This window comes from Enterobacter sp. NFIX59 (assembly GCF_900113755.1).
GTDB lineage: Bacteria > Pseudomonadota > Gammaproteobacteria > Enterobacterales > Enterobacteriaceae > Enterobacter > Enterobacter pseudoroggenkampii.
Genome location: NZ_FOQN01000006.1, coordinates 168,237 through 194,186 on the forward strand (window position 1 = coordinate 168,237; position 25,950 = coordinate 194,186).

General features: G+C 57.0%; 22 protein-coding genes. 8 read left to right on the top strand and 14 right to left on the bottom strand.

Features of this window, described 5'->3' with window-relative positions; all coding sequences use genetic code 11:
- Nucleotides 1-17 precede the first annotated feature (17 nt).
- From lldD to BM007_RS19165, 7 genes are all read right to left on the bottom strand, one after another.
- Entirely contained in the window at nucleotides 18-1,205 is a 1,188-nt protein-coding gene (gene lldD, locus BM007_RS19135; RefSeq protein WP_023334042.1) for a quinone-dependent L-lactate dehydrogenase, read from the bottom strand.
- The gene (lldR, locus tag BM007_RS19140) at nucleotides 1,202-1,975 is read right to left on the bottom strand and encodes a transcriptional regulator LldR (protein ID WP_023294814.1); all 774 of its coding nucleotides are present in this window, start codon (nucleotides 1,973-1,975) and stop codon (nucleotides 1,202-1,204) included. Before lldR ends, lldD begins: the two co-directional genes overlap by 4 nt.
- Nucleotides 1,972-3,627 (bottom strand): L-lactate permease, encoded by a 1,656-nt coding sequence (gene lldP / locus BM007_RS19145; RefSeq protein WP_090420390.1) that lies wholly within the window; start codon nucleotides 3,625-3,627, stop codon nucleotides 1,972-1,974. The genes lldR and lldP overlap by 4 nt, the downstream gene beginning before the upstream one ends.
- Nucleotides 3,628-3,964: 337 nt before the next feature.
- Nucleotides 3,965-4,327 carry a YibL family ribosome-associated protein gene (locus BM007_RS19150; RefSeq protein ID WP_048992832.1) on the bottom strand — a complete coding sequence of 121 codons (363 nt, stop codon included), beginning with the start codon at nucleotides 4,325-4,327 and terminating at the stop codon, nucleotides 3,965-3,967.
- Between the two features lie 58 nt (nucleotides 4,328-4,385).
- Nucleotides 4,386-4,976, bottom strand: a complete 591-nt coding sequence (gene mtlR / locus BM007_RS19155) for a mannitol operon repressor MtlR (RefSeq protein WP_047347596.1) — start codon at nucleotides 4,974-4,976, stop codon at nucleotides 4,386-4,388.
- The gene (gene mtlD / locus BM007_RS19160; protein WP_080690903.1) at nucleotides 4,973-6,136 is read right to left on the bottom strand and encodes a mannitol-1-phosphate 5-dehydrogenase; all 1,164 of its coding nucleotides are present in this window, start codon (nucleotides 6,134-6,136) and stop codon (nucleotides 4,973-4,975) included. The genes mtlR and mtlD overlap by 4 nt, the downstream gene beginning before the upstream one ends.
- Before the next feature lie 86 nt (nucleotides 6,137-6,222).
- On the bottom strand, nucleotides 6,223-8,130 hold the full coding sequence (locus BM007_RS19165) for a PTS mannitol transporter subunit IICBA (RefSeq protein ID WP_032650759.1): 1,908 nt from the start codon (nucleotides 8,128-8,130) through the stop codon (nucleotides 6,223-6,225).
- Between the two features lie 657 nt (nucleotides 8,131-8,787).
- Between BM007_RS19165 and BM007_RS19175 the strand changes: the two genes are divergently transcribed.
- The 6 genes from BM007_RS19175 to aldB all read left to right on the top strand — a co-directional run bounded on the left by BM007_RS19175 (nucleotide 8,788) and on the right by aldB (nucleotide 15,940).
- The gene (locus BM007_RS19175) at nucleotides 8,788-9,144 is read left to right on the top strand and encodes a DUF3302 domain-containing protein (RefSeq protein WP_024906600.1); all 357 of its coding nucleotides are present in this window, start codon (nucleotides 8,788-8,790) and stop codon (nucleotides 9,142-9,144) included.
- 2 nt (nucleotides 9,145-9,146) lie between these two features.
- Entirely contained in the window at nucleotides 9,147-10,283 is a 1,137-nt protein-coding gene (locus BM007_RS19180; protein ID WP_048992837.1) for an HlyD family secretion protein, read from the top strand.
- Nucleotides 10,284-10,373: 90 nt separating this feature from the next.
- The gene (locus tag BM007_RS19185; protein ID WP_024906598.1) at nucleotides 10,374-10,982 is read left to right on the top strand and encodes a glutathione S-transferase; all 609 of its coding nucleotides are present in this window, start codon (nucleotides 10,374-10,376) and stop codon (nucleotides 10,980-10,982) included.
- A 103-nt stretch (nucleotides 10,983-11,085) separates the two neighbouring features.
- Nucleotides 11,086-12,471, top strand: a complete 1,386-nt coding sequence (gene selA / locus BM007_RS19190; protein WP_090420396.1) for an L-seryl-tRNA(Sec) selenium transferase — start codon at nucleotides 11,086-11,088, stop codon at nucleotides 12,469-12,471.
- A complete protein-coding gene (gene selB, locus BM007_RS19195; protein ID WP_090420399.1) occupies nucleotides 12,468-14,315 on the top strand; it encodes a selenocysteine-specific translation elongation factor in 1,848 nt (615 codons plus the stop codon). Before selA ends, selB begins: the two co-directional genes overlap by 4 nt.
- Before the next feature lie 86 nt (nucleotides 14,316-14,401).
- Nucleotides 14,402-15,940, top strand: a complete 1,539-nt coding sequence (gene aldB, locus BM007_RS19200) for an aldehyde dehydrogenase AldB (protein WP_024906595.1) — start codon at nucleotides 14,402-14,404, stop codon at nucleotides 15,938-15,940.
- On the opposite strand, the gene BM007_RS19205 is transcribed toward aldB, so the two are convergent.
- On the bottom strand, nucleotides 15,937-16,902 hold the full coding sequence (locus tag BM007_RS19205) for a LysR family transcriptional regulator (protein ID WP_071994444.1): 966 nt from the start codon (nucleotides 16,900-16,902) through the stop codon (nucleotides 15,937-15,939). The genes aldB and BM007_RS19205 overlap by 4 nt on opposite strands.
- 117 nt (nucleotides 16,903-17,019) lie before the next feature.
- On the opposite strand from BM007_RS19205, the gene BM007_RS19210 reads away from it, so the two are divergent.
- Nucleotides 17,020-17,760 (top strand): MipA/OmpV family protein, encoded by a 741-nt coding sequence (locus tag BM007_RS19210; protein WP_024906593.1) that lies wholly within the window; start codon nucleotides 17,020-17,022, stop codon nucleotides 17,758-17,760.
- 69 nt (nucleotides 17,761-17,829) lie between these two features.
- Here the strand turns inward: BM007_RS19210 and BM007_RS19215 are convergent, their stop codons facing one another.
- Nucleotides 17,830-19,779 (bottom strand): glycoside hydrolase family 127 protein, encoded by a 1,950-nt coding sequence (locus BM007_RS19215; RefSeq protein WP_090420402.1) that lies wholly within the window; start codon nucleotides 19,777-19,779, stop codon nucleotides 17,830-17,832.
- 10 nt (nucleotides 19,780-19,789) lie between these two features.
- Entirely contained in the window at nucleotides 19,790-21,190 is a 1,401-nt protein-coding gene (locus BM007_RS19220) for an MFS transporter (protein WP_090420405.1), read from the bottom strand.
- Between the two features lie 225 nt (nucleotides 21,191-21,415).
- Between BM007_RS19220 and BM007_RS19225 the strand changes: the two genes are divergently transcribed.
- The gene (locus tag BM007_RS19225) at nucleotides 21,416-22,225 is read left to right on the top strand and encodes an AraC family transcriptional regulator (RefSeq protein ID WP_090420408.1); all 810 of its coding nucleotides are present in this window, start codon (nucleotides 21,416-21,418) and stop codon (nucleotides 22,223-22,225) included.
- On the opposite strand, the gene araD is transcribed toward BM007_RS19225, so the two are convergent.
- From araD to BM007_RS19245, 4 genes are read right to left on the bottom strand one after another with little or no spacing between them, the layout of a single operon-like run.
- Complete coding sequence (gene araD / locus BM007_RS19230) at nucleotides 22,226-22,921, bottom strand: L-ribulose-5-phosphate 4-epimerase (protein ID WP_090420411.1); 696 nt, start codon at nucleotides 22,919-22,921, stop codon at nucleotides 22,226-22,228.
- Nucleotides 22,915-23,775 (bottom strand): L-ribulose-5-phosphate 3-epimerase, encoded by an 861-nt coding sequence (locus BM007_RS19235; RefSeq protein WP_090420414.1) that lies wholly within the window; start codon nucleotides 23,773-23,775, stop codon nucleotides 22,915-22,917. The genes araD and BM007_RS19235 overlap by 7 nt, the downstream gene beginning before the upstream one ends.
- 2 nt (nucleotides 23,776-23,777) lie before the next feature.
- The gene (gene ulaD / locus BM007_RS19240; RefSeq protein ID WP_090420417.1) at nucleotides 23,778-24,431 is read right to left on the bottom strand and encodes a 3-keto-L-gulonate-6-phosphate decarboxylase UlaD; all 654 of its coding nucleotides are present in this window, start codon (nucleotides 24,429-24,431) and stop codon (nucleotides 23,778-23,780) included.
- Complete coding sequence (locus BM007_RS19245; protein ID WP_090420476.1) at nucleotides 24,428-25,933, bottom strand: FGGY-family carbohydrate kinase; 1,506 nt, start codon at nucleotides 25,931-25,933, stop codon at nucleotides 24,428-24,430. The genes ulaD and BM007_RS19245 overlap by 4 nt, the downstream gene beginning before the upstream one ends.
- Nucleotides 25,934-25,950 lie beyond the last annotated feature (17 nt).

The following is a 25,950-nucleotide window of genomic DNA, read 5'->3' on the forward strand; positions in this document are numbered from 1 at the left end:
GGAGTAACCGGAGAAGGTCAGGCCGCGTTTCCCTGAGCAAGGGGAGCCAGCGCTGCCGGTAATTTGCTTAACTCCTGCACCAGGGAATCCTTACTGATTTCGCTAATCGTTTTCGCACCGGTCAGCGTCATCGCCACCTTCATCTCTTTTTCGATCAGGTTAAGCAGATTCGCCACGCCTGCCTGGCCCGCCGTCGCCAGGGCGTACAGATACGCGCGTCCCAGCAGCACGCTGTCAGCACCCAGCGCAATCATGCGCACCACGTCCAGCCCGTTGCGGATGCCGCTGTCGGCCAGGATGGCGATATCGCCTTTCACCGCATCGGCAATGGCCGGCAGGGCGCGGGCGGAGGAGAGCACCCCGTCGAGCTGGCGTCCGCCGTGGTTAGAGACCACAATCCCGTCTGCGCCAAAGCGGACCGCATCGCGTGCATCTTCCGGGTCGAGGATCCCCTTGATCACCATCGGGCCATCCCAGAATTCGCGGATCCACTCCAGGTCTTTCCAGGAGATGGACGGATCGAAGTTATTCGCCAGCCAGCCGATGTAATCTTCCAGCCCGGTGGGTTTACCCAGATACGCCGAGATGTTCCCCAGATCGTGTGGACGACCGTTCAGGCCAACGTCCCACGCCCACTGTGGATGCGTTACCGCCTGCCAGTAGCGGCGGAGCGCCGCATTTGGGCCGCTCATGCCGGAGTGGGCATCACGATAGCGTGCGCCGGGGGTCGGCATATCGACGGTAAAGACCAGCGTGGAGCAGCCCGCCGCTTTCGCGCGCTCGAGCGCGTTACGCATAAAGCCGCGATCGCGCAGGACGTACAGTTGGAACCACATTGGCCGCTTGATGGTTGGGGCAACCTCTTCAATCGGGCAGACGGACACGGTGGAAAGGGTAAACGGAATGCCTTTAGCATCTGCGGCGGCGGCGGCCTGCACTTCACCGCGACGGGCGTACATGCCGCATAAACCGACAGGTGCGAGCGCGACCGGCATGGAAAGCGTTTCGTTGAACAGTTTTGTCTCAAGGCTCAGGTCAGACATATTCTTCAGCACGCGCTGGCGCAGAGCCACCTCCGACAGATCTTCCACGTTGCGGCGCAGGGTGTATTCGGCATACGCCCCGCCGTCGATGTAGTGGAACAGGAACGGCGGCAAAATGCGCTGCGCCGCGGCGCGATAGTCACTGGCTGCTGAAATGATCATGCTTTGTTCTCCCTGGAAATATCACTGTCGCCAGGCAGACGGGTAATACGCGCCTGTCGGGCCTGGTCTTCATCGAATCGTTTAATGGTGGTGTGCACGAAGCCGAGATGCGCCATCATCGCTTTGCGTGCGGCCTCGGCATCACCGGCCAGAATGGCGTTGAGCACCGCCTCGTGCTGTTCGGTCAGCTGGGCAAACACCGGCGGAACCAGATACATGCGCTGGCGGCTCTGCTTCACGGAGGATTGCAGCAGGTCGAAGAACCCGCGCATGGTCTGGAGCAGCACCACGTTGTGCGACGCCTCGGCAATCGCCAGGTGAAAACGCACGTCCGCCTGGGAGGCGATATCCGGGTCGCTGCTTTGCGTGGCCTCAAAGCAGGCGATGAGTTTCTCTTTGTCGGCGTCGGTTGCCCGCATGGCCGCGTGCCAGGCGGTACTGGTTTCGATGGCGTGACGCGCTTCAAGGATGTCGAAGCTGTAGTCCGGGTCGTTCTCCATCAGCGTTTTCAGTGGCTGAACGATGTTTTGCTCGGACCAGTCGTCATGCTGCCAGCGTACAAAGGTGCCGCCGCCGCGACGGCTCACCAGTACCCCTTCACTGACCAGCGTCGCCAGCGCCTCACGCAGTGAATTGCGCGACACGCCAAGCTGGGCGGCAAGCTGGCGTTCGGCGGGCAACTTCATGCCCGCTTCCAGCTGTTGTTCTTCAATCAGCGCCCGCACGCGAGAGGCAATCTCGTCGGACAGGCGTCTGGGCATCACTATCATGGGATCATCCAGGTTAAGACATAGGCCTGCAGGGTGGTGATCACCCCCACCATGCAGGTGAATATCAGGCTGTGTTTCACGGTAAAGCGGAACAGGTCCGACTCTTTACCGACCAGTCCCACCGCCGCACAGGCAATGGCGATGGATTGTGGCGAGATCATTTTCCCGGTCACGCCGCCGGTGGTATTCGCGGCCACCAGCAGGACGTCCGATACGCCAATCTGCTGGGCTGCCGTTGCCTGCAGTGCGGCAAACAGGGCGTTCGACGAGGTATCGGAACCGGTCAGGAACACCCCCAGCCAGCCGAGGAACGGCGAGAAGAAGGTGAAGGCGTGGCTGGTATGCGCCAGCGCCAGTGCCAGCGTCGATGACAGGCCGGAGTAGTTCGAGATAAACGCGAACGCCAGCACCATGCCGATGGAGTAGATCGGCAGCATCAGCTCTTTAACGGTCGCCGCAAAGGTCTGCACCGCGGCCGCAGGCTTCATGCGCAGCCATACCACGGAAAGGATAGCGGCAAACAGGATGGCGGTACCGGTAGCGGAGAACCAGTCGAATTTATAGACCGCGGCATACGGTGTGGCGGCGTGCACCACCGGCGGCATGCGGGCGACCATTTTGTCGAGGAACGGCACGGAAATATTAATCACCATGTCGTACAGCGCCCCGCCCGGCCCGAACAGGGCTTTAAACGGCGGGATGCTCCACAGGGTGACCGTTGCGGTCAGGAACAGGAACGGCGACCAGGCGCGAATCACCTGTCCTGCGGTATAACCGGTGCGGGCCAGGGTTTGATCGACCTGCGAGGCACCCATGTCGGCGAAGCGGAAAATACGGACCGGCTGCCAGCGTTTCAGGAACAGCGTCAGGCAGACCAGGGAAACCAGTGAAGAGATGATGTCTGGCAGTTCTGGGCCAAGGAAGTTCGAGCTGAGGTACTGGGCAATCGCGAACGAACCGCCCGCCACCATCACCGCAGGCCAGGTCTCCTTCACGCCGCGCCAGCCGTCCATAATCGCCATGATCCAGAACAGGACGATAATGGTCAGGAACGGCAGCTGGCGACCCACCATCTGGCCAATCTCAAAGCTGTCCAGGCCGGTCACCTGGCCCGCAACCAGAATCGGAATACCCATCGCACCAAACGCCACCGGCGCGGTGTTCACAATCAGGCACAGGCCCGCGGCATACAGCGGGTTAAAGCCCAGACCCACCAGCAGCGCGGCGGTGATCGCCACCGGTGCGCCAAAGCCTGCCGCACCTTCCAGAAACGCCCCGAAGGAGAAGCCGACAATCAGCATCTGCAGGCGCTGGTCCGGCGTAATGGAGAGAATCGACGAGCGGATAATGTCGAACTGTCCGGTTTTCACCGAGATTTTATAGACAAAGACCGCCGCGATGATGATCCACGCAATCGGCCACAGGCCGTAGAAGAAACCGTAGACGACGGAGGCCAGCGCGCGATCGACCGGCATTTTGTAGAAGAACAGCGCCACCATCAGGGCGATAGCAACGGTATACGTCGCGGCGAGGTAGCCCTTCAGCTTGAGCTTAATCAGCGCAAAGAAGAAGAACAGGATCGGAAGCGATGCGATCAGGCTCGACAGCCAGATATTGCCGGCCGGGTCGTAGTTTTGTTGCCAGAGGCTCATGCAGGTCTCCTGGGGACCAGACAGCCTGCGCTGCGGGTGAGTCTCCGCTCATCTCTGCATCACAGTCTGTGTAAAAGTGGTCCTGCCAATGTTGTGTTGTAGGGTTAATGACAATGAATGGTTAACTGGATGTTATGAGTTAGCAATGATTTTGTGAGCGGAAATAATGGAATTGTGAACCGGGGAAGAAAGAAAAGGGGGATTGGTTGGGCCAATTTGAAGCGGGGTGGGGCCTGATGCCCTCACCCCGACCCTCTCCCACGGGGAGAGGGAGAAAACCGCACCGTACAGTCCCCTCGCCCCTTTGGGGAGAGGGTTAGGGTGAGGGGGATAAGTATCAGAACGCCGTCTTACAAAAACCCGTCATCTCTTTCAGGCCCATTTCGCGGCCAAGCTCGGTCATCGGGTGTACCACTACCAGACCACGGACGCTTTTCTTCAGCTTGCCCATGTCGGCCTGTTCTTTTTTGGTGATCGTACGACGGTGCGGCATGTCCATCAGCTTCTGCGCTTCTTTGCTCAGCTTCTGGCCTTTCACTTCGCGCAGGCGCTCGATTTCTGTTTCCAGCGTGGCGACCTCTTTTTCCAGCTCGGCGTACTTCTCGGCGGAATCGACCAGTGACAGGCCCGCCATCTGGTGACGGATCAGATCCAGGCGGTCGCTCAGGCGTTTAATTTCGTTCTTTTCGACTTCTTTCATGACAAATAACTCTGAAAACGGGGAATTTACAGGGAAGGATACACCAATGTGAGCAGGCTTACTTCTGAAACGCTTTTTTTAAGCTGATTCGTGAAATCAGCTCAGTCAGGGAGAGAACCATCGTGGAACGGACAACCTGTTGATAACGCAGCTTTTGCATCGCGTAGAGCTCAGGGTCGCTGTTATCAAAATGGGGAGCAGGGGGCAGCGCGGTGACGCAGTGCAGCTCGCCGAAGGGCCCCAGGATCTCATCATCGGTAAAGGTGTACTCGTTACCGTCATGATTGAGTTCTTCGCGCAGCGCCATTAACAGCTCCGCATCTTCATACTCTTGTCGGTTCAGCACGCCAAGACCATAAATCAGCTTCAGACGCACGGATAAATCGCCCAGCGGTCCGTCTCCGTCCAGTAACGGTTCTACAGCATATTTTACCGCGTAGTCGTCTTTGCGAAACACCTGAAGCACCAGGATATTCACCGCCTCGGTTAACAGCTCGACGGCGGCAATCAGGAAACTTCGTACGGTTTTGCCAGCATTCAGACGCTCAAGCACACGATTTTCAAAGGCCTGGGTTTGTTCCATTATTGCCTGCATATCTGACAATCTGTTATCTGGGCGCAGGCTAACCTGCGCCGCATTCTGCATCATTTGGTTGCGTTGTATGCGTTAACCGCCTCCACAACCACGTCGCTGTTGGCGTCCAGACCGGAAATCTGCGCCAGCGCAGCCTGTGCGCCTTTGGTATCAATCAGCTGAGCCAGTTCCTGTGCCTGCGGGTCCTGCTCGCTGCGGTAGTGCATTGCGGCGGCAATCCCTTTCACCAGGTTGGCGTGCGGCAGGCCGTATTCCAGCGTGCCCAGCAGCGGCTTAATCAGACGATCGCCCGCGCTCAGTTTGCGCAGAGGCTGACGGCCCACGCGCTCAACGTCATCTTTCAGATACGGGTTTTCAAAGCGACCGAGGATTTTCTGGATGTATGCTGCATGTTTCTCAGCATCAAAACCGTAGCGTTTGATCAGCACCGCGCCGCTCTCTTCCATTGCCCCTTTTACCACCGCGCGGATCTTCTCATCGAGGATCGCGTCACGAATGGTCTGATGACCGGCCAATTTTCCGAGGTACGCGGTTATAGCATGCCCGGTGTTCAGCGTGAAGAGTTTGCGTTCGACAAATGCCATCAGGTTATCGGTTAATTCCATTCCCGGAATGGTCGGCAGGGCGCCTTTAAACTGGGTTTTATCAACGATCCACTCGCTGAAGGTTTCCACGGTCACTTCCAGCGGATCGTGGGTGGCGGATTCGGACGGCGGAACGATGCGATCCACAGCGGAATCCACAAAGCCGACGTGCGCTTCAACCCAGGCTTTATCTTCGTCTGCTACAGCGTTAAGAACGTGGCCTTTCAGCTGCGTGGTGCCGCGCACCATGTTTTCACAGGCGATGATGTTCAGCGGGGTGTCGATGCCCTGCGCTTTACGTTTTGCCAGGCCTTTCGCGACCGCAGGAGCGATGCGCTCAAGGACGACCGGACCTACGGCAGTGGTGACCAGATCGACGCTGGCGATAAGGTCGATAACGTCTTCACCGATGCTGCTGACCGCGTTGACGCCCGATACCGTCTCGACCTGCTCGTTTTCACCGACCACATGGACCTGATAGCTATGACGCGCATTCAGGGCATCCAGGACGACCTGATTCACATCGGCGAATGTCAGCGTAATGCCCGCGTCTGCCAGCAGTTTACCGATAAAACCACGACCGATATTACCTGCGCCAAAATGTAATGCTTTCATAGTGTTAACCTTCATCAATGTTTTTACCCGAGAGGGCTGGGGTGAGGAACGTTTTTCCCCTCACCCTAGCCCTCTCCCCGGGGGGAGAGGGAGGAGTACCGTTATTTGTTAAGCAGAGCCAGAACTTCGTCAACGCTTTCAGTCTGTGCCAGACGCTCGATGACGGACTCATCATCCAGCGCGTTGGTCAGGCTGGTAATCACCTGAATGTGCTCGTTGTTGCGAGCGGCGATACCAATCACCAGACGGGCGATGTCGTCTTCTTCTTCACCGAAGCGCACGCCCTGCGGATACTGACAGAATACGACGCCGGTTTTCAGGACGCGATCTTTCGCTTCAACCGTACCGTGCGGCACCGCGATGGATTCGCCCAGGTAGGTTGGCGTCAGTTTTTCGCGTTCCAGCATCGCGTCAACATATTCAGGCTGAACGTAGCCGCCTTTCACCAGCTGCTCACCGGCAAAACGAATCGCGTCTTCTTTGGTTGCCGCGGTACGACCGAGGAAGATGTTTTCCGCACCCAGCTTAAACAGATGGGCATTGCTCTCGTCAAAGCTGTCCTGCAGGCTGGAGCGCACTTTCACTTCGTTATCTTCGTGACGCTGCGCGGCAACCAGACGTTCGGTCAGGCTGGTGTACAGGCCGCTGTCGAGGAAGTTGGTCAGCGAGATGTGCTGTGCCTGTGGCACCTGGCGCATGGCGCGTTCGGTCAGGTCGCGGTGCGTGATGACCAGGTCAACATCCGGCGGCAGGCTGTTAATAGCGCTGTTGGTCACGGAGATGTTGGTCAGGCCCGCATCCTGCACTTTCTTACGCAGCACGCCTGCACCCATTGCGCTGGAACCCATACCGGCATCACAAGCAACGATGATTTTACGCACGTGGCTCAGGTCGTTAGAGACATCACCTGCTGCCAGTGGCGTCGCGCCTTTGGATTCGGCTTTCATGTCGTGCATACGGCGGGTTGCCGCTTCAATGTCATCATCTTCTTTCACTTTGCTGGTTTTCAGCAGGATTGAAGAGACCACGAAGGAGACGGCCATTGCCGCAAAGATCGCCGCGATGTTTGCGAAGTAAGCCCCTTTTGGCGTCATCGCCAGTACCGCCAGGATAGACCCCGGAGAGGCCGGAGAAACCAGACCGCCGCCCAGCACGCTCAGGGTGAACACACCGGTCATACCGCCGAGGATAACGGCCAAGATCAGACGTGGGTTCATCAGCACGTACGGGAAGTAAATTTCGTGGATACCGCCCAGGAAGTGGATGATCGCCGCACCGCCAGCAGACTGTTTTGCGCTGCCGCGGCCAAAGAAGATGTACGCCAGCAGAACGCCCATACCTGGGCCTGGGTTGGCTTCAATCAGGAAGAAGATAGACTTGCCGAGATCGTGAGACTGCTGAATACCCAGCGGCGAGAAGATGCCGTGGTTGATGGCGTTGTTCAGGAACAGGATTTTCGCCGGTTCAACAAAGATAGACGCCAGCGGCAGCATGTCGTGCGCAACCATGAAGTTAACGCCTGCCGCCAGAATTTTAGACAGCACTTCAACCGCAGGGCCAATGCCGAGGAACGCCAGAATGGCGAGGATCATCCCGATGATGCCCGCAGAGAAGTTGTTCACCAGCATTTCGAAGCCGGATTTGATCTTACCATCAACCCAGACGTCGAATTTCTTAATCGCCCAGCCGCCCAGAGGACCGGCAATCATCGCCCCGAGGAACATCGGCATATCCGCACCGACGATAACACCCATGGTGGTGATAGCACCCACGACGCCACCACGGTCACCGCCCACCAGACGACCCCCGGTGAAACCGATGAGCAGCGGCAGGAGATAGGTAATCATTGGGCCAACAAGTTTCGCCAGCGTTTCGTTAGGCAACCACCCTGTCGGAATGAACAATGCGGTGATGATACCCCACGCGATAAACGCGCCGATATTTGGCATCACCATGTTGCTGAGGAAACGACCAAAGCTTTGAACTTTGATCTTGAAATCGGATGACATAAAACACCCCTTCTTCTGTTTACGCTTAGGCTTGCGGCCCGAGGTTTATTGTTAATGAGGCGGCAGAGGTAGCCGGACCCTGTTCTGATGCTGTGAAATCTGGCACTGAATCGTTCAACTGTCCAGACAGCGAAAATTTGTGTGACGCATGTCACGTAAATGTAGGGGGTGTGGACATCAATGAGGTGATCTTAATCACAAAACAGGTGTGCAAAAAAAATACGATGGCGAGAAATACGGCAAAAACCACCCATTTTCGTGATGTTTGTCACATTTTGATTTTATGTGTTTGTTTCTGGATTGTGACTGATTTCACAAAATATTTTTATGCGGATTTCTCCGGCTGTGATCGGCGGCAAACTCTGATTCGCGATTCAGCGCCAGGATGATATTGCACGACACGATAAGCTAAAAAACCACTTTTCATGTGTGGTATGGCGAAAAGTTAAAAGGTGGATTACGCTCATATTGTAAGGTTAAGTCTATTATTATTCAGGATATATTTTGACACGCTTATAAACTTGCATGGAGATATTATTAAAATACATACTTCCCGGCCCTGGGAATAATGAACACAACCCCGTGTTTATAAAAATTAATTAGGTTGCGTACCGTTTTATTAATTTAATGAGTTGACGTTGTTTAAGTGAGGAGAATATGTTTCTCAACTATTTTGCGCTGGGCGTATTGATTTTTGTATTTCTGGTTCTGTTTTACGGAATCATCGCCATTCATGACATCCCTTACAATATGGCCAAAAAGCGTAACCATCCGCATGCCGATGCAATTCACACGGCAGGGTGGATTAGCCTGTTTACGCTCCATGCCATCTGGCCGTTCCTGTGGATTTGGGCCACCCTGTACCGCGAAGATCGTGGCTGGGGTATGCAAAACCACATTACAAAGCCTGATGAGGTCCCGGGCATGGATGCGCTCGCCAAACGCGTGGCGGAACTCGAACAAAAGCTGGCCGCGGTAAAGCCTGCTGCTGATAAGAACACGCTGGAGCGCTAATCATGGATCTGTTGATTATTTTGACCTACGTGGCATTTGCCTGGGCCATCTTTAAAATATTCCGAATTCCGGTCAACCAGTGGACGCTTGCCACCGCAACATTAGGCGGCGTATTTATTGTTGCCGGACTTATTCTGTTAATGAACTATAACCACCCGTATACCTTTACGGCGCAAAAAGCGGTTATTTCTATTCCAATCACGCCGCAGGTGACCGGTGTGGTCAGCGAAGTGACCGATAAAAATAATCAGCTCATTAAAAAAGGCGAAGTGTTATTTAAACTGGATCCTGGCCGCTACCAGGCACGCGTCGACAGACTTCAGGCCGACCTGGTAACCGCGACGCACAATATCGATAATCTGAAAGCGCAGCTGGCGGAAGCCGTTGCCAATACCACGCGCGTCTCCGCTGAACGCGATCGCCTCTATAAAGATTATCAGCGCTACCTGAAAGGCAGCCAGGCGAAGGTGAATCCGTTCTCTGAAAGCGATATCGACAACGCGCGGCAGAACTATCTGGCGCAGGATGCGCTGGTGAAAGGCTCCGTGGCTGAACAGGTGCAGATCCAAAGCCAGTTAGACAGCATGGTGAACGGTGAACAGTCGCAGATTGCCTCCTTACGCGCCCAGCTTGCCGAAGCCAAATACAATCTGGATCAGACCGTGGTGCGTGCACCAAGCAATGGTTACATCACCCAGGTGCTGATCCGTCCGGGAACCTATGCCGCCGCGCTGCCTCTGCGCCCGGTGATGGTCTTTATTCCTGAACAGAAGCGTCAGATTGTGGCCCAGTTCCGTCAGAACTCGCTGCTGCGTCTGAAGCCGGGTGATGAAGCGGAAGTGGTGTTTAACGCGCTGCCGGGCCAGGTGTTCTCCGGGAAGCTCACCAGTATTCTGCCGGTGGTGCCGGGGGGGACCTATCAGGCGCAGGGCGCGCTGCAGTCGCTGACGGTCACTCCGGGTAGTGATGGTGTGCAGGCCATCATTGAGCTGAACCCTAACGCGGAGGTCGATGCGCTGCCAGACGGTATTTTTGCCCAGGTGGCGGTCTATTCGGACCACTTCGCCCACGTCTCGGTCATGCGTAAAGTGCTGCTCCGTATGACCAGCTGGATGCACTACCTCTACCTCGATCACTAATCCTTCCAGGGCAGGAATGCGACACGCAGACCTGCCCTTTTTTCATCGCTTGATCCATACTGACTTTTTTCCGGCATCAAGGATCAGGCAATGAAACTCATCGGTAGCTACACCAGTCCCTTCGTGCGAAAAATCTCGATTCTCCTGCTGGAGAAGGGGATTGAATTTGAATTCGTGAATGAACAGCCCTACAACGCGGAAAACGGCGTTGCGCAGTACAACCCGCTGGGAAAAGTGCCAGCGCTGGTGACGGACGAGGGCGAATACTGGTTCGATTCCCCGATAATTGCCGAGTATATCGAGCTGCTGGGCGTTGCCCCGGCCATGCTGCCGGCTGACCCAAAAGCGGCGCTGGCAGTGAAGCAAATCGAAGCCCTGGCCGATGGCATTATGGATGCGGCGTTAACCTCCGTACGTGAACAGGCCAGACCCGCCGCCCAGCAGTCGGAAACGGAACTGTTACGCCAGCGGGAAAAAATCAGCCGCAGCCTGGACAGGTGCGAGCAGCTTATCCGGGAGGGTAAGATTCACCCCGACAGCCTGAACCTGGGGACCATCGCCATCGCCTGCGCCATCGGTTATCTCAACTTCCGCCGCGTCTCCCCGGGCTGGTGCGTCGACCGTCCGCTGCTGGTGAAACTGGCAGACACGCTGTTTAGCCGCGAGAGCTTTGCCCGTACAGAACCGCCAAAGGCTTGACGCGGGTTATAACACTTCGGCGTCGGAGGCGGTACAATCCCTCCACATGTTAACTCCCTCTCCCGTCGGGAGGGGGGAAGATATTTACTCGCCAGGCGCTTTCATGACTACTCATCATTCGCTGTACAGCCAGATCCCCGCTATCGACCGTCTCCTTCGCGAGCCCCGCATTCATGCTGTTGTTGAGCGCTTCGGCCATACCGCGACGGTGGAGATGTTACGCCTGCTTCAGGACGAAGCCCGATGCGCTATTCAGTCAGAAAACGTCTTGCCCGACTGGTGCACGGCGTGGGAGCAGGAAGTTGAACGCCGGCTGGATGAGAAAGCGCAAAGCGCGTTACGCCCGGTGATTAACCTGACCGGTACCGTACTGCATACCAACCTGGGCCGCGCGCAGCAGGCAGAAGAGGCTGTCGAGGCGGTTGTACAGGCCATGCGAGCGCCCGTGACGCTGGAGTACGATCTGGACGGCGCCGGACGCGGGCACCGCGACCGGGCGCTGGCGGAGCTGCTGTGCCAGCTGACCGGCGCGGAAGATGCCTGCATTGTGAATAACAACGCCGCCGCGGTGCTGCTGATGCTGGCGGCCACCGCCAGCGGCAAAGAGGTGGTGGTTTCCCGCGGCGAGCTGGTGGAGATTGGCGGAGCGTTTCGTATCCCGGACGTGATGCGCCAGGCAGGCTGCACGCTACATGAAGTGGGCACCACCAATCGCACCCATGCGAAAGATTATCGCGCGGCGGTGAATGAAAATACCGCCCTGCTGATGAAGGTCCACACCAGTAATTACCATATTGAAGGCTTCACCAAAACGGTTGACGAGGCGGAGCTGGCGGAAATCGGGCGTGAGCTGGATATCCCGGTAATTGCCGATCTTGGCAGCGGCTCGCTGGTGGATCTGAGTCTTTACGGGCTGCCGAAAGAGCCGATGCCGCAGGAGATGATTGCGGCGGGCGTTAGCCTGGTCAGCTTTTCTGGTGACAAGCTGCTTGGCGGGCCGCAGGCCGGGATTATCGTCGGCAAGCGCGAGCTGATTGCGCAGCTGCAGCAGCATCCGCTCAAGCGCGCCCTGCGCGCCGATAAAATGACGCTTGCCGCGCTGGAGGCGACGCTGCGGCTCTATCTCCATCCGGAAAAACTGGCCGACCGCCTGCCCACGCTGCGCCTGTTAAGCCGCGATGCCGCCTCGATTCGCGCCCAGGCCGAACTGCTGCTGCCGCGCATTGCCCCGCACTACCCCGATTTTGACGTTCGCATTGAGCCCTGCCAGTCGCAGATTGGCAGCGGTTCGCTGCCGGTGGACAGGCTGCCGAGTGAAGCACTCACGTTCACCCCGCGTGACGGGCGCGGCAGCCATCTTGACGCCCTGTCGTCGCGCTGGCGTGGCCTGCCTGCGCCGGTTATCGGGCGGATTTACGACGGCCGAATGTGGCTGGATCTGCGCTGCCTTGAAGATGAAGAGCGATTTCTGGAGATGTTGTTGAAATGATTATTGCCACCGCCGGTCATGTCGACCACGGAAAAACCACGTTGCTGCAGGCGATTACTGGCATTAACGCCGACCGCCTGCCGGAAGAGAAAAAGCGCGGCATGACCATCGATCTTGGTTATGCCTACTGGCCCCAGCCTGATGGCCGCGTGCTGGGCTTTATAGATGTTCCGGGGCATGAAAAGTTTCTGTCCAACATGCTGGCGGGAGTGGGAGGCATCGATCATGCCCTGCTGGTGGTGGCCTGCGATGATGGCGTCATGGCGCAAACCCGTGAGCACCTGGCGATCCTGCAACTGACCGGCAACCCGCAGCTGACCGTGGCGCTGACCAAAGCCGATCGCGTGGATGACGCACGCGTCCGCGAGGTGCGCGAAACGGTCCAGGCGACCTTACGGGAGTATGGTTTTGCCGACGCGTCGCTTTTTGTCACCGTGGCGACAGAAGGGCGGGGTATCGAGGAACTTCGCCACCATTTGCAGCAGCTTTCGTCGCGCGATCATGCCAGCCATCACCGCTTCCGTCTGGCGATTGATCGGGCGTTTACCGTCAAAGGCGCGGGTCTGGTGGTTACCGGTACGGCGCTGAGTGGTGAAGTCAGCGTGGGAGATTCGCTCTGGCTGACGGGCGTGAACAAACCGATGCGCGTGCGCGGGCTGCACGCGCAAAACCAGCCCGCTGAACGTGCCCATGCCGGACAGCGTATCGCGCTGAACATTGCCGGGGATGCAGAAAAAGAGCAGCTTAACCGCGGCGACTGGCTGCTGGCCGATGCCCCACCGGAACCGTCTGAACGCGTCATTGTTTCCCTGCAGACACACATGCCGCTGACCCAATGGCAGCCGCTGCATATTCACCACGCGGCCAGCCATATCACCGGGCGCGTGTCGCTGCTGGAAAACGATCTTGCCGAGCTGGTATTCGATTCACCGCTCTGGCTTGCAGACAACGATCGTCTGGTACTGCGTGATATTTCCGCGCGGGAAACGCTGGCCGGGGCGCGGGTCGTCGCGCTGAATCCACCTCGACGCGGCAAGCGTAAACCTGAATATCTGCAGTGGCTGGCCGCGCTGGCGCAGGCCAGCGATGATAACGCCGCGCTGCGGGTGCATCTCGATCGCGGAGCGGTAAGTCTGCGTGATTTTGCATGGGCACGCCAGCTGAGCGAGGAAGGCCTAATCCAGCTGACCCGGCAGCCGGGCTTTATTCAGGCTGGAAACAGTCTGCTTAATGCCCCGGTTGCGGCACACTGGCAGCGTAAGATACTGAATACGCTGGCGACGTACCATGAACAGCATCAGGACGAGCCAGGCCCGGGCCGTGAGCGTCTGCGACGCATGGCGTTGCCGATGGAAGACGACGCGCTGGTGCTGCTGCTGATTGAAAACATGCGCGAAAGCGGGGTGATTAAAAGCCACCACGGCTGGCTGCATCTGCCGGATCACAAGGCCGGGTTCACCGCAGAGCAAGAGGCGATATGGCAAAAAGTCGCCACGCTGTTTGGCGATGAGCCGTGGTGGGTTCGCGATCTGGCTCGCGAAACCAACACCGATGAACAGGTGATGCGTCAGGTATTGCGCCATGCGGCGCAGCAGGGGCTGATAGTCGCGATCGTAAAAGATCGTTATTACCGTAACGATCGTATTGTGGCGTTTGCCAATCTGATCCGCGAGCTGGATCAGGAGCGGGGCTCCACCTGCGCGGCCGATTTCCGCGACCGGCTGAACGTGGGCCGCAAGCTGGCGATTCAGATCCTGGAGTATTTCAACCGCATCGGCTTTACCCGCCGTCGCGGTAACGATCATTTATTGCGAGATTCGTTGTTATTTCCTGAAACTCCGTGACCTCCGTCGTAAACACCGTTACCGGCTGGCGAGAAAATCGCCAGCCGGAACTACCCTTGTTGTACACCAACAGCAAGGAGACGGTCATGACAAACAATCCTCCCTCATCGCGTATCCAGCCCGGCGAGTATGGTTTTCCCCTCAAGCTGAAGCCCCGTTATGACAACTTTATTGGCGGCGACTGGGTCGCTCCCGTCGACGGCGAATACTATTCCAACCTGACCCCGGTTACCGGCCAGCCGCTGTGCGAGATTGCCAGCTCCGGTAAGCGTGATATCGACCTGGCGCTGGATGCGGCGCACAAAGCGAAAGAGAAATGGGCTCATACCTCCGTTCAGGACCGCGCGGCTATTTTGTTCAAAATCGCCGACCGGATGGAGCAAAATCTTGAGCTGCTGGCGACGGCGGAAACCTGGGATAACGGCAAGCCTATCCGGGAAACGATGGCGGCTGACGTGCCGCTGGCCATCGACCACTTCCGCTATTTTGCCTCCTGTATTCGCGCTCAGGAGGGTGGAATAAGCGAGGTAGACAGCGACACCGTGGCGTATCACTTCCACGAGCCGCTGGGCGTCGTCGGGCAAATTATTCCGTGGAACTTCCCGCTGCTGATGGCGAGCTGGAAAATGGCGCCCGCGCTGGCGGCCGGGAACTGTATTGTACTGAAACCGGCGCGTCTGACGCCGCTCTCGGTGCTGCTGCTGATGGAAATTGTTGGCGATCTTCTGCCGCCGGGCGTGATTAACGTGGTCAACGGTGCTGGCGGTGAGATAGGGGAATATCTGGCGACCTCGAAACGGATCGCTAAAGTGGCGTTTACCGGGTCGACGGAAGTGGGCCAGCAGATCATGCAGTATGCTACGCAAAACATCATTCCGGTGACCCTGGAGCTGGGCGGGAAATCCCCGAACATCTTCTTCGCGGACGTGATGGAGGAAGAGGATGCCTTCTTCGATAAAGCCCTGGAAGGGTTTGCGCTGTTTGCGTTTAACCAGGGCGAAGTCTGCACCTGCCCAAGTCGCGCGCTGGTGCAGGAGTCCATCTATGAGCGCTTTATGGAGCGGGCCATTCGCCGCGTGGAGTCTATCCGCAGCGGTAATCCGCTCGATAACGTCACGCAGATGGGCGCGCAGGTTTCACACGGACAGCTGGAGACTATCCTCAACTACATCGACATCGGCAAGAAAGAAGGGGCGGATATTCTGACCGGCGGACGCCGTAAAGTGCTGGGAGGAGATCTGCAGGAAGGGTATTACCTTGAGCCAACGATCTTGTTCGGTCAGAACAACATGCGCGTCTTCCAGGAGGAAATTTTCGGACCGGTGCTGGCCGTGACCACCTTTAAAACGATGGAGGAGGCGCTGGAGATTGCCAACGACACGCCATATGGCCTGGGGGCAGGCGTCTGGAGTCGCAACGGTAATCTGGCCTATAAAATGGGCCGCGGCATTCAGGCCGGGCGCGTCTGGACCAACTGCTACCACGCCTATCCGGCGCACGCGGCCTTTGGCGGTTATAAGCAGTCGGGCATCGGGCGTGAAACCCACAAGATGATGCTGGAGCATTACCAGCAGACGAAATGTTTGCTGGTCAGCTACTCCGATAAACCGCTGGGGCTGTTCTAATCGCCCAGCTCAGGCCGTCCATGGGCGGCCTGAGCAATTTGCTGGCGCAGGCAGTTCAGAACGCCGTCCAGGACGTATTGCACACGCCAGGGCTGGTATTCACGTTTGCGGAAGATGGCCGTCAGATCGAGCCACCACTCCTCCTGATGCGGGAAGCAGGGGACCAGCATCCCCCGCGTTAATTCTTTCTTCAGACTCTCTTTGGGTGCAAAAACAATCCCAAGATTATTTCTTGCCAGCTCCAGGGCCGTCTGCGTATTGTCGCAAATATAATTACCGGTCACCCGGTAGTCGTGCACGTTATCACTGCCATGCACGCGGAAACGCCAGATGTTCGCATCATCGACCAGCATGGAATCAATAAGAATGCAGGAGTGATTAATTAAATCTTCAGGTCCCGTTAAGGGATGTTTATTTAAATACTCTACGGTTGCGAATGCCGTAACGGAATATTTTGTCAACACGCTGGCGACCAGGCTTTCGTCTTTCGGTTGCGCATAGGTAATTAAAATATCGCAGTCATCAGGAAAGGAAACGCCTTCTGAAAATTCATTCCGGTCCAGATTGTAGGTTTTCAGGGAGATGCGAATGTCACCGATGTCTTCTATCTGATGGATCACGTGGCGCGCGAGATAGGTCACGATACCTGTGGGGGCATAGATTGTGACCTTTCCGCGCTTTTCATGCTTATAATCAGCAATGAAATTAACGAGTTGACTGTTCTTATCCAGCGTGGCATTAACGTAAGGGAGTAACGCTTCACCAAACTGGGTCAGGGCCAGCTGGCGCGTGGTGCGCTCAAACACCTTCAGTCCAACCCGAGTTTCAAAATCAGACAGATATTTACTGACGTTGGCCTGCGCCATGCCCAGCAGGGCCGCGGCATCACCAATGCTGTGGGTGGCTGCGATGACGGATATAATTTTTAATTCGCGTGGCTTTAGCTGTAATTTATTCATCATGCGCACCCATCTATATGATTTTATATATAATATTATATAAACCGCAGCGTTGCATTGGCAAATTTGTAACCATTATTATGCGCCTCGCTTGTTTGGCATTTTAATGGATTACATGTAATGACTATTAAATACAATTTACTCATCGCTGCCACGTTATTTGCAACATCCTCAGCAATGGCCGGTGACTTTTCACTTGGAGCGGGGGCTGTATTTAATGAGTCTCCTTACAAAGGCTATAACGAAAATACTACCGCAGTACCGTTAATTAGCTATGAAGGCGATCGTTTCTATGTTCGTCAGACCACTGGCGGATGGATCCTGTGGAAAGATGCAAAAAATGAATTCAGTCTGACCGCGTCGTGGATGCCGCTGCATTTCGATCCTGATGACAACGACGACCATCAGATGAAGCAGCTGGATGAGCGTAAAGCTTCTGCCTTCCTCGGTGGCGCGTACTACCGCCATGAGAGCTGGGGTTCGCTAAAAGTGGCGGTCTCTGGTGATGCCATGGATGAAAGCGGTGGCGTGATCGGCGAGGTATCTTACTTCCGTCCAATCAGGATGGAGCGCCTGACCCTGACGCCTTCTGTTGGTGTGTTCTACAGCGACGAAAGCTATAACGACTACTACTATGGCGTATCCGGCAGCGAGTCTCGCCGCTCAGGACTGGATCAATACACCGCTGGTGATAGCTGGACGCCATACGTTGGGCTGGCGGCTAAATATCAGTTAACCCAGAAGCTGTACCTTAACGCCAGCGCGGTCTACACCGTGTTGCCTGACGACGTGAAGAACAGCCCGATGATCGACCGCGACGACAGCTTCGCGCTGATGACCGGCCTGACCTGGCGTTTCTGATGCGGTAAAGCCTGTTTACTCCCTCTCCCTTGGGAGAGGGATGGGGTGAGGGCAACAGGCCGCAGAATTTCAACCTTCATCCACCCAGATCCGCATTTCTCCTTCTCCCCGGTTAGCCCAGCTAAACCAGGGAATAAAGGTCAGCGTGCGGGGCTGACGTTGTACCGGCGAGCGATCGTACTGCCACAGCGCATCCGTGTCCTCCACGTGACACCCAATCCCCTCTGCCTGTATTAGCATCTTGTGCGCGAAAATTCCTTTCCCTTCAAAGACCCTGAACTCGCTGTTTTCAGGCAGAGAAAGGTGATGCAGATTGGCGCCGTTATCGGCCTCTTCCAGGCAGTAGACTAGCGGGCCGCGCTGCAGGGCGACTTTCCCCGCCTGCTGGCGGACCTGTGGGTTGCCATACACACGGCGAACCGGCATAGGTAACTTTAGCGTAATGACGTCACCCTCCTGCCAGCTGCGGGTGAGATAAAGGTATCCACGGGAGATCTCGCCCGTTACCGCTTCTCCATTTAATAAAACGTCAAGCGCGGCACACCAGTCTGGCAGCCTCAGGGCTAGCGTATGCGTGACGGGAACAGGCGAGGTAATGTCGATTTTTACCTGTTCATGCCACGGATAGTTACCGCTAATTCGCAGCGCCAGGGTTTCGTCGCCAACCGGTATGGCGACATCGTTGCCCACGTAAAGGTTAATAAAAAGCGCATCCTGGCGGACGGTATAAATGTAGTGCCCCAGCGACGTCAGCACGCGGGCGATATTCGGCGGGCAGCAGGCGCAGCCAAACCAGCGCTGGCGGACGGGCTTCACGTGATCGTAGATATGGTTGAACGCCAGGGTTTTCGGATGGACTTCCAGCGGGTTCACATAGAAGAAATGCTTACCATCCAGCGCCATTCCGCCCAGTACCGTGTTGTATAGCGCCCGCTCCATCACGTCGGCGTAGTGGCCGTCGGCCTCCATCTCCAGCATCCGGCGGGCAAACATCATCAGGCCGATGGAGGCGCAGCTTTCGGCATAGACCGTATCGTTGGGCAGATCGTAATCGCTGCTGAACGCCTCGCCGCTGCTTTGTGAGCCGATTCCACCGGTAATGTACAGCTGGCGCTGCGCCATATTTTTCCACAGCCGCAGGCAGTCCCGCCGTTTATCCTCGTCATGGCTCAGGCGTGCCAGATGCGCCATGCCCGCCATCAGATAGACAAAACGCACCGCATGGCCGACGGCCGTTTGTTGTTCCGAAAGCGGCTGATGAGCCTGGCTGTAGGCTTTGTCTTTGACCATCCACGCCGGGCCATAGGTGTTCCAGTATGATGTTCTGCCGCGCTTCTCGTATTCGATATCGTAGAAGTGAGGCTGAACGCCGCGTTGCTCGATGAAATATTTCACCAGAGTGAGATAGCGGGGCTCCTGCGTGATGTCGTAAAGCCGCATCAGCGCCAGCTCGATTTCCGGATGGCCCGGATAACCGTGTAGCTGGTTCTCGACGGGGCCAAACACGCTGTCGATATGGTCTGCCAGCCTGCACACCACCTCCAGCAGACGGCGTTTTCCGGTGCCCTGAAAATACGCTACGCCCGCTTCTATCATATGTCCGGCACAGTACAGCTCGTGACACTCGGCCAGATTCGTCCAGCGTTCGCCCGGCGCCTTTACCGTGAAGTACGTATTGAGATAACCGTCTTCACACTGCGCCGCCGCGACCAGCTCAATCACCTCGTCGGCGGTTTTCTCCAGTTCAACATCAGGCTTCTGGCACAGCGACCACGCCACGGCTTCCAGCCATTTCGCCACGTCGCTGTCCTGAAATACCATGCCGTAGAATTCACCCTGCTCCAGACCCGCCGCAATGCGGAAGTTGGTGATGGCGTGGCTGGGTTCGGCTTCCGTCACGCGGTCGTTTAGCGCATCCCACTGGTAGGGGATCACCACCTCACGTACCAGACGTTGATACTGCCCGAGAAACGGGTCGTTAATTTTCAGTTTATGCAGATCGGCTTCCATTATGGACATCGTGTTCTCCTCAGGAGGGTACGTGACGCTGGCGCAGGTTGGTAGCAATGCGCGACATCATAGGGTTGTTGAGTCTGCACCAGCGGATAGAGACGGCCAGCAGCAGATGGAAAAGGGCGGGGAGCAGCGTCTCCATGGCGGTGATGCCCTGCAGCGAAGCAGGCGTCTGGTTGCCCGCACCGGGCTGGTAGGCCACGGCGATAAACACCAGGCTGATGATCCCGGCGCTGGACGCCCACGCGAGCTTGATGAAAAACAGGTTGAAGGCGAAGTTCATCCCTGAAGAGCGCACGCCGGTTTTCCACTCGCCATAGTCGTCGGCAAACGCCATCAGCGAGAAGTGCAGCGGCAGGGTAAACCCGAGAATGACGCCGTTGCTCAAAATGACGATCAGCCACAGCGTCTGGTGCGCCGGGCCGCCAGGCAGGAACCACATTCCCACCGCGAGCGCGGCGAGCACCAGGTTGGTGTAGTAATAGAGTTTGACGGTATCAATACGGCGCGACAGCGGGCTGACGATGACCGCCCCCAGAATGGCGGCAAAAGTCACCATGGTGAAAAACAGCGAGGTATAGGCGGTACTGCCCTGCAGCACGTATGTGATGAAGTACATATACCCGCCGCCGCGAATGTTGAAGACGTTAATCAGCAGAAATGACATCACCAGCATCAGCAGCAGCTGATCGTTTTTACGCAGACCGGCCAGATGCTCGCGCAGGGTAAATTTCCCCATCAGCGCCAGCGGAACACGTTCGCGTACCCAGCAGAAGCAGCACAGGAACATCACCACGGCGATGGCACACAGGACGCCGACGCCAAGCTGATAACCTTTCGCGGCATCTCCCTGGCCCAACTCCGCGACCAGCCACGGCAGGCCCACGGAGACCAAAAAGCCCGCCACGCCGCACAGCACGAAGCGCCAGGACTGGCAGGAGATCACCTCGTTGTGGCGAGTGGTCATGGTGTTAATCAGCGCACAGTAGGGAACGTTGATGGCGGTATAGCCGACGGACAACAGCAGATAGGTCCCGAATGCCCAGGCGATTTTCACGCCCATGCTGGCTTCCGGAACGGTGAAGGTCAGCACACCGATAATGCCGATCGGGAAGGCGACCCACAGCTGCCACGGGCGAAAGCGACCCCATCGGCTTTGCGTGCGGTCGGCAATAATGCCCATTACCGGATCGGAAATGGCGTCAAATACACGTAGGGCAATAAACAGCGTGCCAACAAGCGCAGGGGTCAGGCCAAAGACATCAGTATAGAAAAAGGTCAGAAAATTCATGATCAGGCAGGTAATCACCGTCCCGCCCGCGTCGCCCAGGCCGTAGCCAATTTTTTCGCGCACGGACAAGCGGCCCTCTGTTGCCCCTTGCGTCACGTCTGATTCTGTAATCGGTGTGGAAGTCATGAAGTAACTCCTCGGTAATCGAATTTATTATCGTATTTGTGCAAGGTACGCATTTATTCTGCACCGAACGGAAAGGCCAACAAGGGAAGGGAAAAGTATAAAAAGATGACGATTCCGACCTGATGATAAAAATGTGATTCCGATCGGACAGTTATTCGAATATTGATTAATAATCAAAGCGTAAATTGAATATCAACGGCAATAAAAGCGGAATGGTGAATATCCATGCTTGAATTATCCATAGCGCTTCCGATTAAGGTCCAAAATGGCGGGTTATTTATCTCCCGGGGCGTGGGCCGCCACCCTGCGCGAAAATTAACGTCGTGGGAGATTATTTTTGTCGAAAAAGGGACATTAACGATCCAGGAAGAAAGCACGTTATTTGAGGTAAAAGCAGGAGAGAGTTTGCTGCTTTGGCCAGACCGACGCCATGTGGGCGTGGGCGACTTTCCGGCCGATCTTAAATTTTACTGGCTGCATTTTGAGGTTGAGCATCATTCGCACCGGTTGCCCAATCTGGCAATCGAACAACACTGCCGCGTGAGGGATGCACAGTATGTAATTTCTCTTTTTCGCCAGTTCCTGAGCGAGCAGGAGAAATTACAGCGAAGCGTGGCGCTGGAAATCATTTTATTACTGATTTTGCAGCAAATTTCTATTTCATCAGGCTATGAAGATAACGCAGATGAAGCCGGTGCGGCAATGGCGTGGAAGGCGAAACAGCTTATTCGCACGCAGTTTCATTTACCGCTTTCTACCTCGCAGCTGGCAAAAGCGTTGCACTGCAATGCCGATTATCTCGGGCGCGTATTTCGCCGGACGTTCCATTTAACCCTGACAGAGGCGATACATCGCCAGCGCGTCAGGGCGGCGGAAAAGCTGTTGCTGGATGGTTCTGCCTCGCTTACCGAAGTGGCAACGCGGTGTGGTTTTAATGACGTGGGCTATTTTCGGCAGATCTTTTCGAAGCATACCGGGCTAACACCCGCCGTCTGGAAACGGCGGTACTGTAAAGAGCATATCAATTCCGGCTGATCACTGGCCGTAATAGGCATTCACCCCGTGCTTGCGCAGATAATGCTTGTCGAGCAACTCCTGCTGCATAACCGGAAGCTGTGGCGCGAGCTGGCGAGAGAACAGGCCCATATAGGCGCACTCTTCCAGCACGACGGCATTGTGGACCGCATCGGCAGCGTCTTTACCCCAGGCGAACGGGCCGTGGGAGTGGACCAGCACCGCCGGGACCTGCATCGGGCTGAGATCGCGCTCCTCGAAGGTTTTAATGATCACTTCACCCGTCTGGTATTCGTATTCTCCGGCAATCTCTGCCGCGGTCATCAGGCGCGTGCAGGGGATCGCCCCGTAGAAATAGTCCGCGTGCGTTGTGCCCCAGGCGGGTAAATCCTGTCCTGCCTGGGACCAGATAGTGGCATGTCGCGAATGGGTATGCACGATGCCGCCAATCTCCGGATAACGACGGTACAGCGCAAGATGGGTGGGCGTGTCTGAAGAGGGTTTTTTATTTCCCTCGACCACTTCGCCGGTAGCGATATTCACCACCACCATATCCTCCGCCGTCATCACGTCGTACTCCACTCCGGAGGGCTTAATCACCATCATGCCGCTTTCACGGTCAACCGCGCTGACGTTGCCCCAGGTGAACGTCACCAGCTGGTGGGCGGGCAGCGCCAGGTTTGCTGCCAGTACCTCGGCTTTGAGTTCGTCTAGCATGTCATGCCTCCTTCCTGCATACGGGCTTCAATCCAGCGGCGCGCCTGGATAATCTCCAGCACCGGCTCTTTTGCTTTTTCAGTCCACATCTCAATCAGAAACGCGCCGCGATAGTTCAGCTGATTCAGCGTGTTAAACACGCCGACAAAATCGACGCAGCCCTCGCCAAACGGCACGTCGCGGAACTGTCCGGGGCTTTGCGCGGTGACGGGCTGGGTGTCTTTCAGGTGAATAGCCGCAATGCGGTCAATGCCCAGCGTCAGCTCGGCGGTGACGTCGTTGCCCCACGCGCTCAGGTTGCCAACGTCCGGATAAACGCTGAACCACGGCGAGGCGATCATGTCGTCCCACTTTTTCCATTTGCTGATGGAGTTCATAAACGCGGTATCCATGATTTCCACCGCCAGCATCACCTGCGCGGCGGCGGCCTGCTCTACCGCCCACGCCAGCCCGTCGGCAAAGCGCTGCTGCGTGCCTTCGTCGTGCTCTTCGTAGTACACGTCATAACCCGCAAGCTGGATGGTGCGAATGCCTAAGTCACGCGCCAGCCTGATGGCTTTGGTCATGATTTCGCGGGCGCGTAGGCGCACGGTTTCATCGCGGCTGCCAAACGGGAAGCGACGGTGGGCAGACAGGCACATGGACGGGATAGACACCCCGGTTTCCAGCATCGCTTCAACCAGAGAGGCGCGCTGCGCGGTGCGCCAGTCGAGGCGCGATAATCGCTCGTCGGTTTCATCGACCGACATCTCGACAAAATCGAACCCGCAGCTTTTCGCCAGTACCAGCCGCTCGGGCCAGGAGAGATCTTTTGGCAGCGCTTTTTCGTAAATCCCTAACGGATGCTGACGCATGGTTACGCTCCCCAGATGTCGCGAATATTCGAATGGAATGCCTGCGCCACCTGCGGCGGATTGACGGCGCCAGCCAGTGCGCGCCCGGCAATAAAGGCTTTAACGTTGATCTGCTTAAACAGCGGCAGGTCGGCGGGGGTGATGCCGCCGGTAATCGAAAGCTGTAAACCGATGTCGGAGAGCGCTTTCATTTTCGCGAGATCCGCTTCGCCCCACTGCTGACCGCTCGCCTGTGCGTCGCGCCCGCGGTGGTAGATTGCCTGTTTCACGCCGACGCGATGCCATGCGCGCGCGTCGTCCAGCGTCCAGTTACCAAAGAGCTCCATCTGGATTTCACCTCCGCAGCGCAGGGCCACCTCGTGGCCTCGTTCAACGGTTGCCAGCGGGGCGGCACAGATGATGGTCATCCAGTTCGCGCCCGCGCCAAACGCCTGTTCTGCCAGCGTTTCTCCGGCGTCGGCCACTTTCCAGTCCGCAACGATGATTTTATCCGGACACTGCTCGCGCAGGGCGCGCACGGCGTTTAGCCCTTCGGTCAGGCACAAAATGGTGCCCGCTTCGACGATATCAACGTGATCGGCAAGCATCGCGACGTCACGCTGCGCGGCCTGAAGAGAGGTATGGTCGAGCGCCAGCTGCAGTAATGGTCGGCTCATAGGTTGTTCTCCTTAACTCGGGCGTGATAGCCCTGTAGTGCTGAAATCAGTAGCTGATAGCGGTGATATTTGCGCTGATAGGCCGCATGGGCGCGCATGTCGGGCTCGATGACCCGGATGCCATGTTTGAGCGCGCGCTGCGCTGAGTGGAAGTCGGTGAACACACCGGTGCCCACCATCGCCGCCAGCGCCGCGCCGGAGCAGCCTGTCTCTTCCACCTGCGGCAGCTCAATCGCCAGCCCGCTGACGTCCGCGAGCATTTGCATCCACACGTCCGAATGGGTCGGGCCACCCGTCACGCGCAGCGCCTGCACCTGAGAAAAGCGCTCAAGCATGCGGTTGAGGTGGGTCATGTGGCAGAACACCACGCCCTCATAAACCGCCTGTAGCAGGTGCGCGCGGGTGTGTAGCGCCTGCATCCCGTAGAAGCCGCTGGTCATCTCCAGCCCGGCGTTGCTGCCGTAGAGGAACGGCAGGAAGTACACATCGCTTTCGGCTTTCGGCAGGCTGGCGACGGCGTGGTTGATCTCGCTGAACGACATGTCACCCCACTGTGCGGTGAGCCACTCAAGGTTGCCGGACGAGGTGGGGCTGGCTTCGTGAACGATATACTGCTGCGGATGCACGTAGCGGCCATAGACGTACGGGAAGGGTTCGCTGTCGCGAAGCGTACTGGCGATACCGCTGGTGACGGCCCAGGTGCCCATCACGGCGTTCAGCGTGTGCTCGTCCTGCAGTCCGGCGCAGAGCGCGGTGGAAACCACATCAAACAGTCCACCCACGACGGGCGTGCCCGCCGCGAGACCGGTAAGGGTGGCTGCCTGAGCGGTGATTTCCCCGCAGATTTCTGCTGAACCGACAATCGGCGGCAGGGCGCCGTCAATCTCGCTGATGCCGAGCCAGCGCGTAAGCTGTGGGTCGTATTTCCCGGTATTCATGTTGTAGAGATTGGACTCGGAGATGTTGCTCTCTTCGCAGCCCTTCACGCCGGTCAGGCACCAGCGCAGATAGTCGTGCGCCATCATTACGCTACCAATCTGCTGATTGCGCTGCGGCTCATTCTCTTTGACCCAGCGCAGAAGCGAGGCCGGGTGCCCGGTCCACAGCGTCTGGCGCGTATGCGGGTAGAGTTTTTCGGGAATGCCATCCTGCTGCCAGCGCTGCACAATCTCCAGCGCACGGCGGTCAGAGGAGAGTATGGCGTTACCCAGCGGTTGGTCCTGTTTATCGAGCAGAAACAGTCCCTTGCCTTGAGCAGAAATGCCGACGCCTTTAATCCGGTTGCCGTTTACGCCTGAATGTTTGAGCAGCGTGGCGACGGTAGCGTGGCAGTGCTGCCACAACTCATGCATATCCCGCTCGGCGTAGCCCGCTCGCGGGCTGAGCGTGGCAACGGAGCGACGTTCGATACAGACTTCCTTGCCCTGGCTGTTGTATAAACCGGCTTTCAGATAAGTACCGCCACAATCGATACCCAGCCAGAAGGGCTCTTTTTCACTCATCTTCATCTCACTTATTC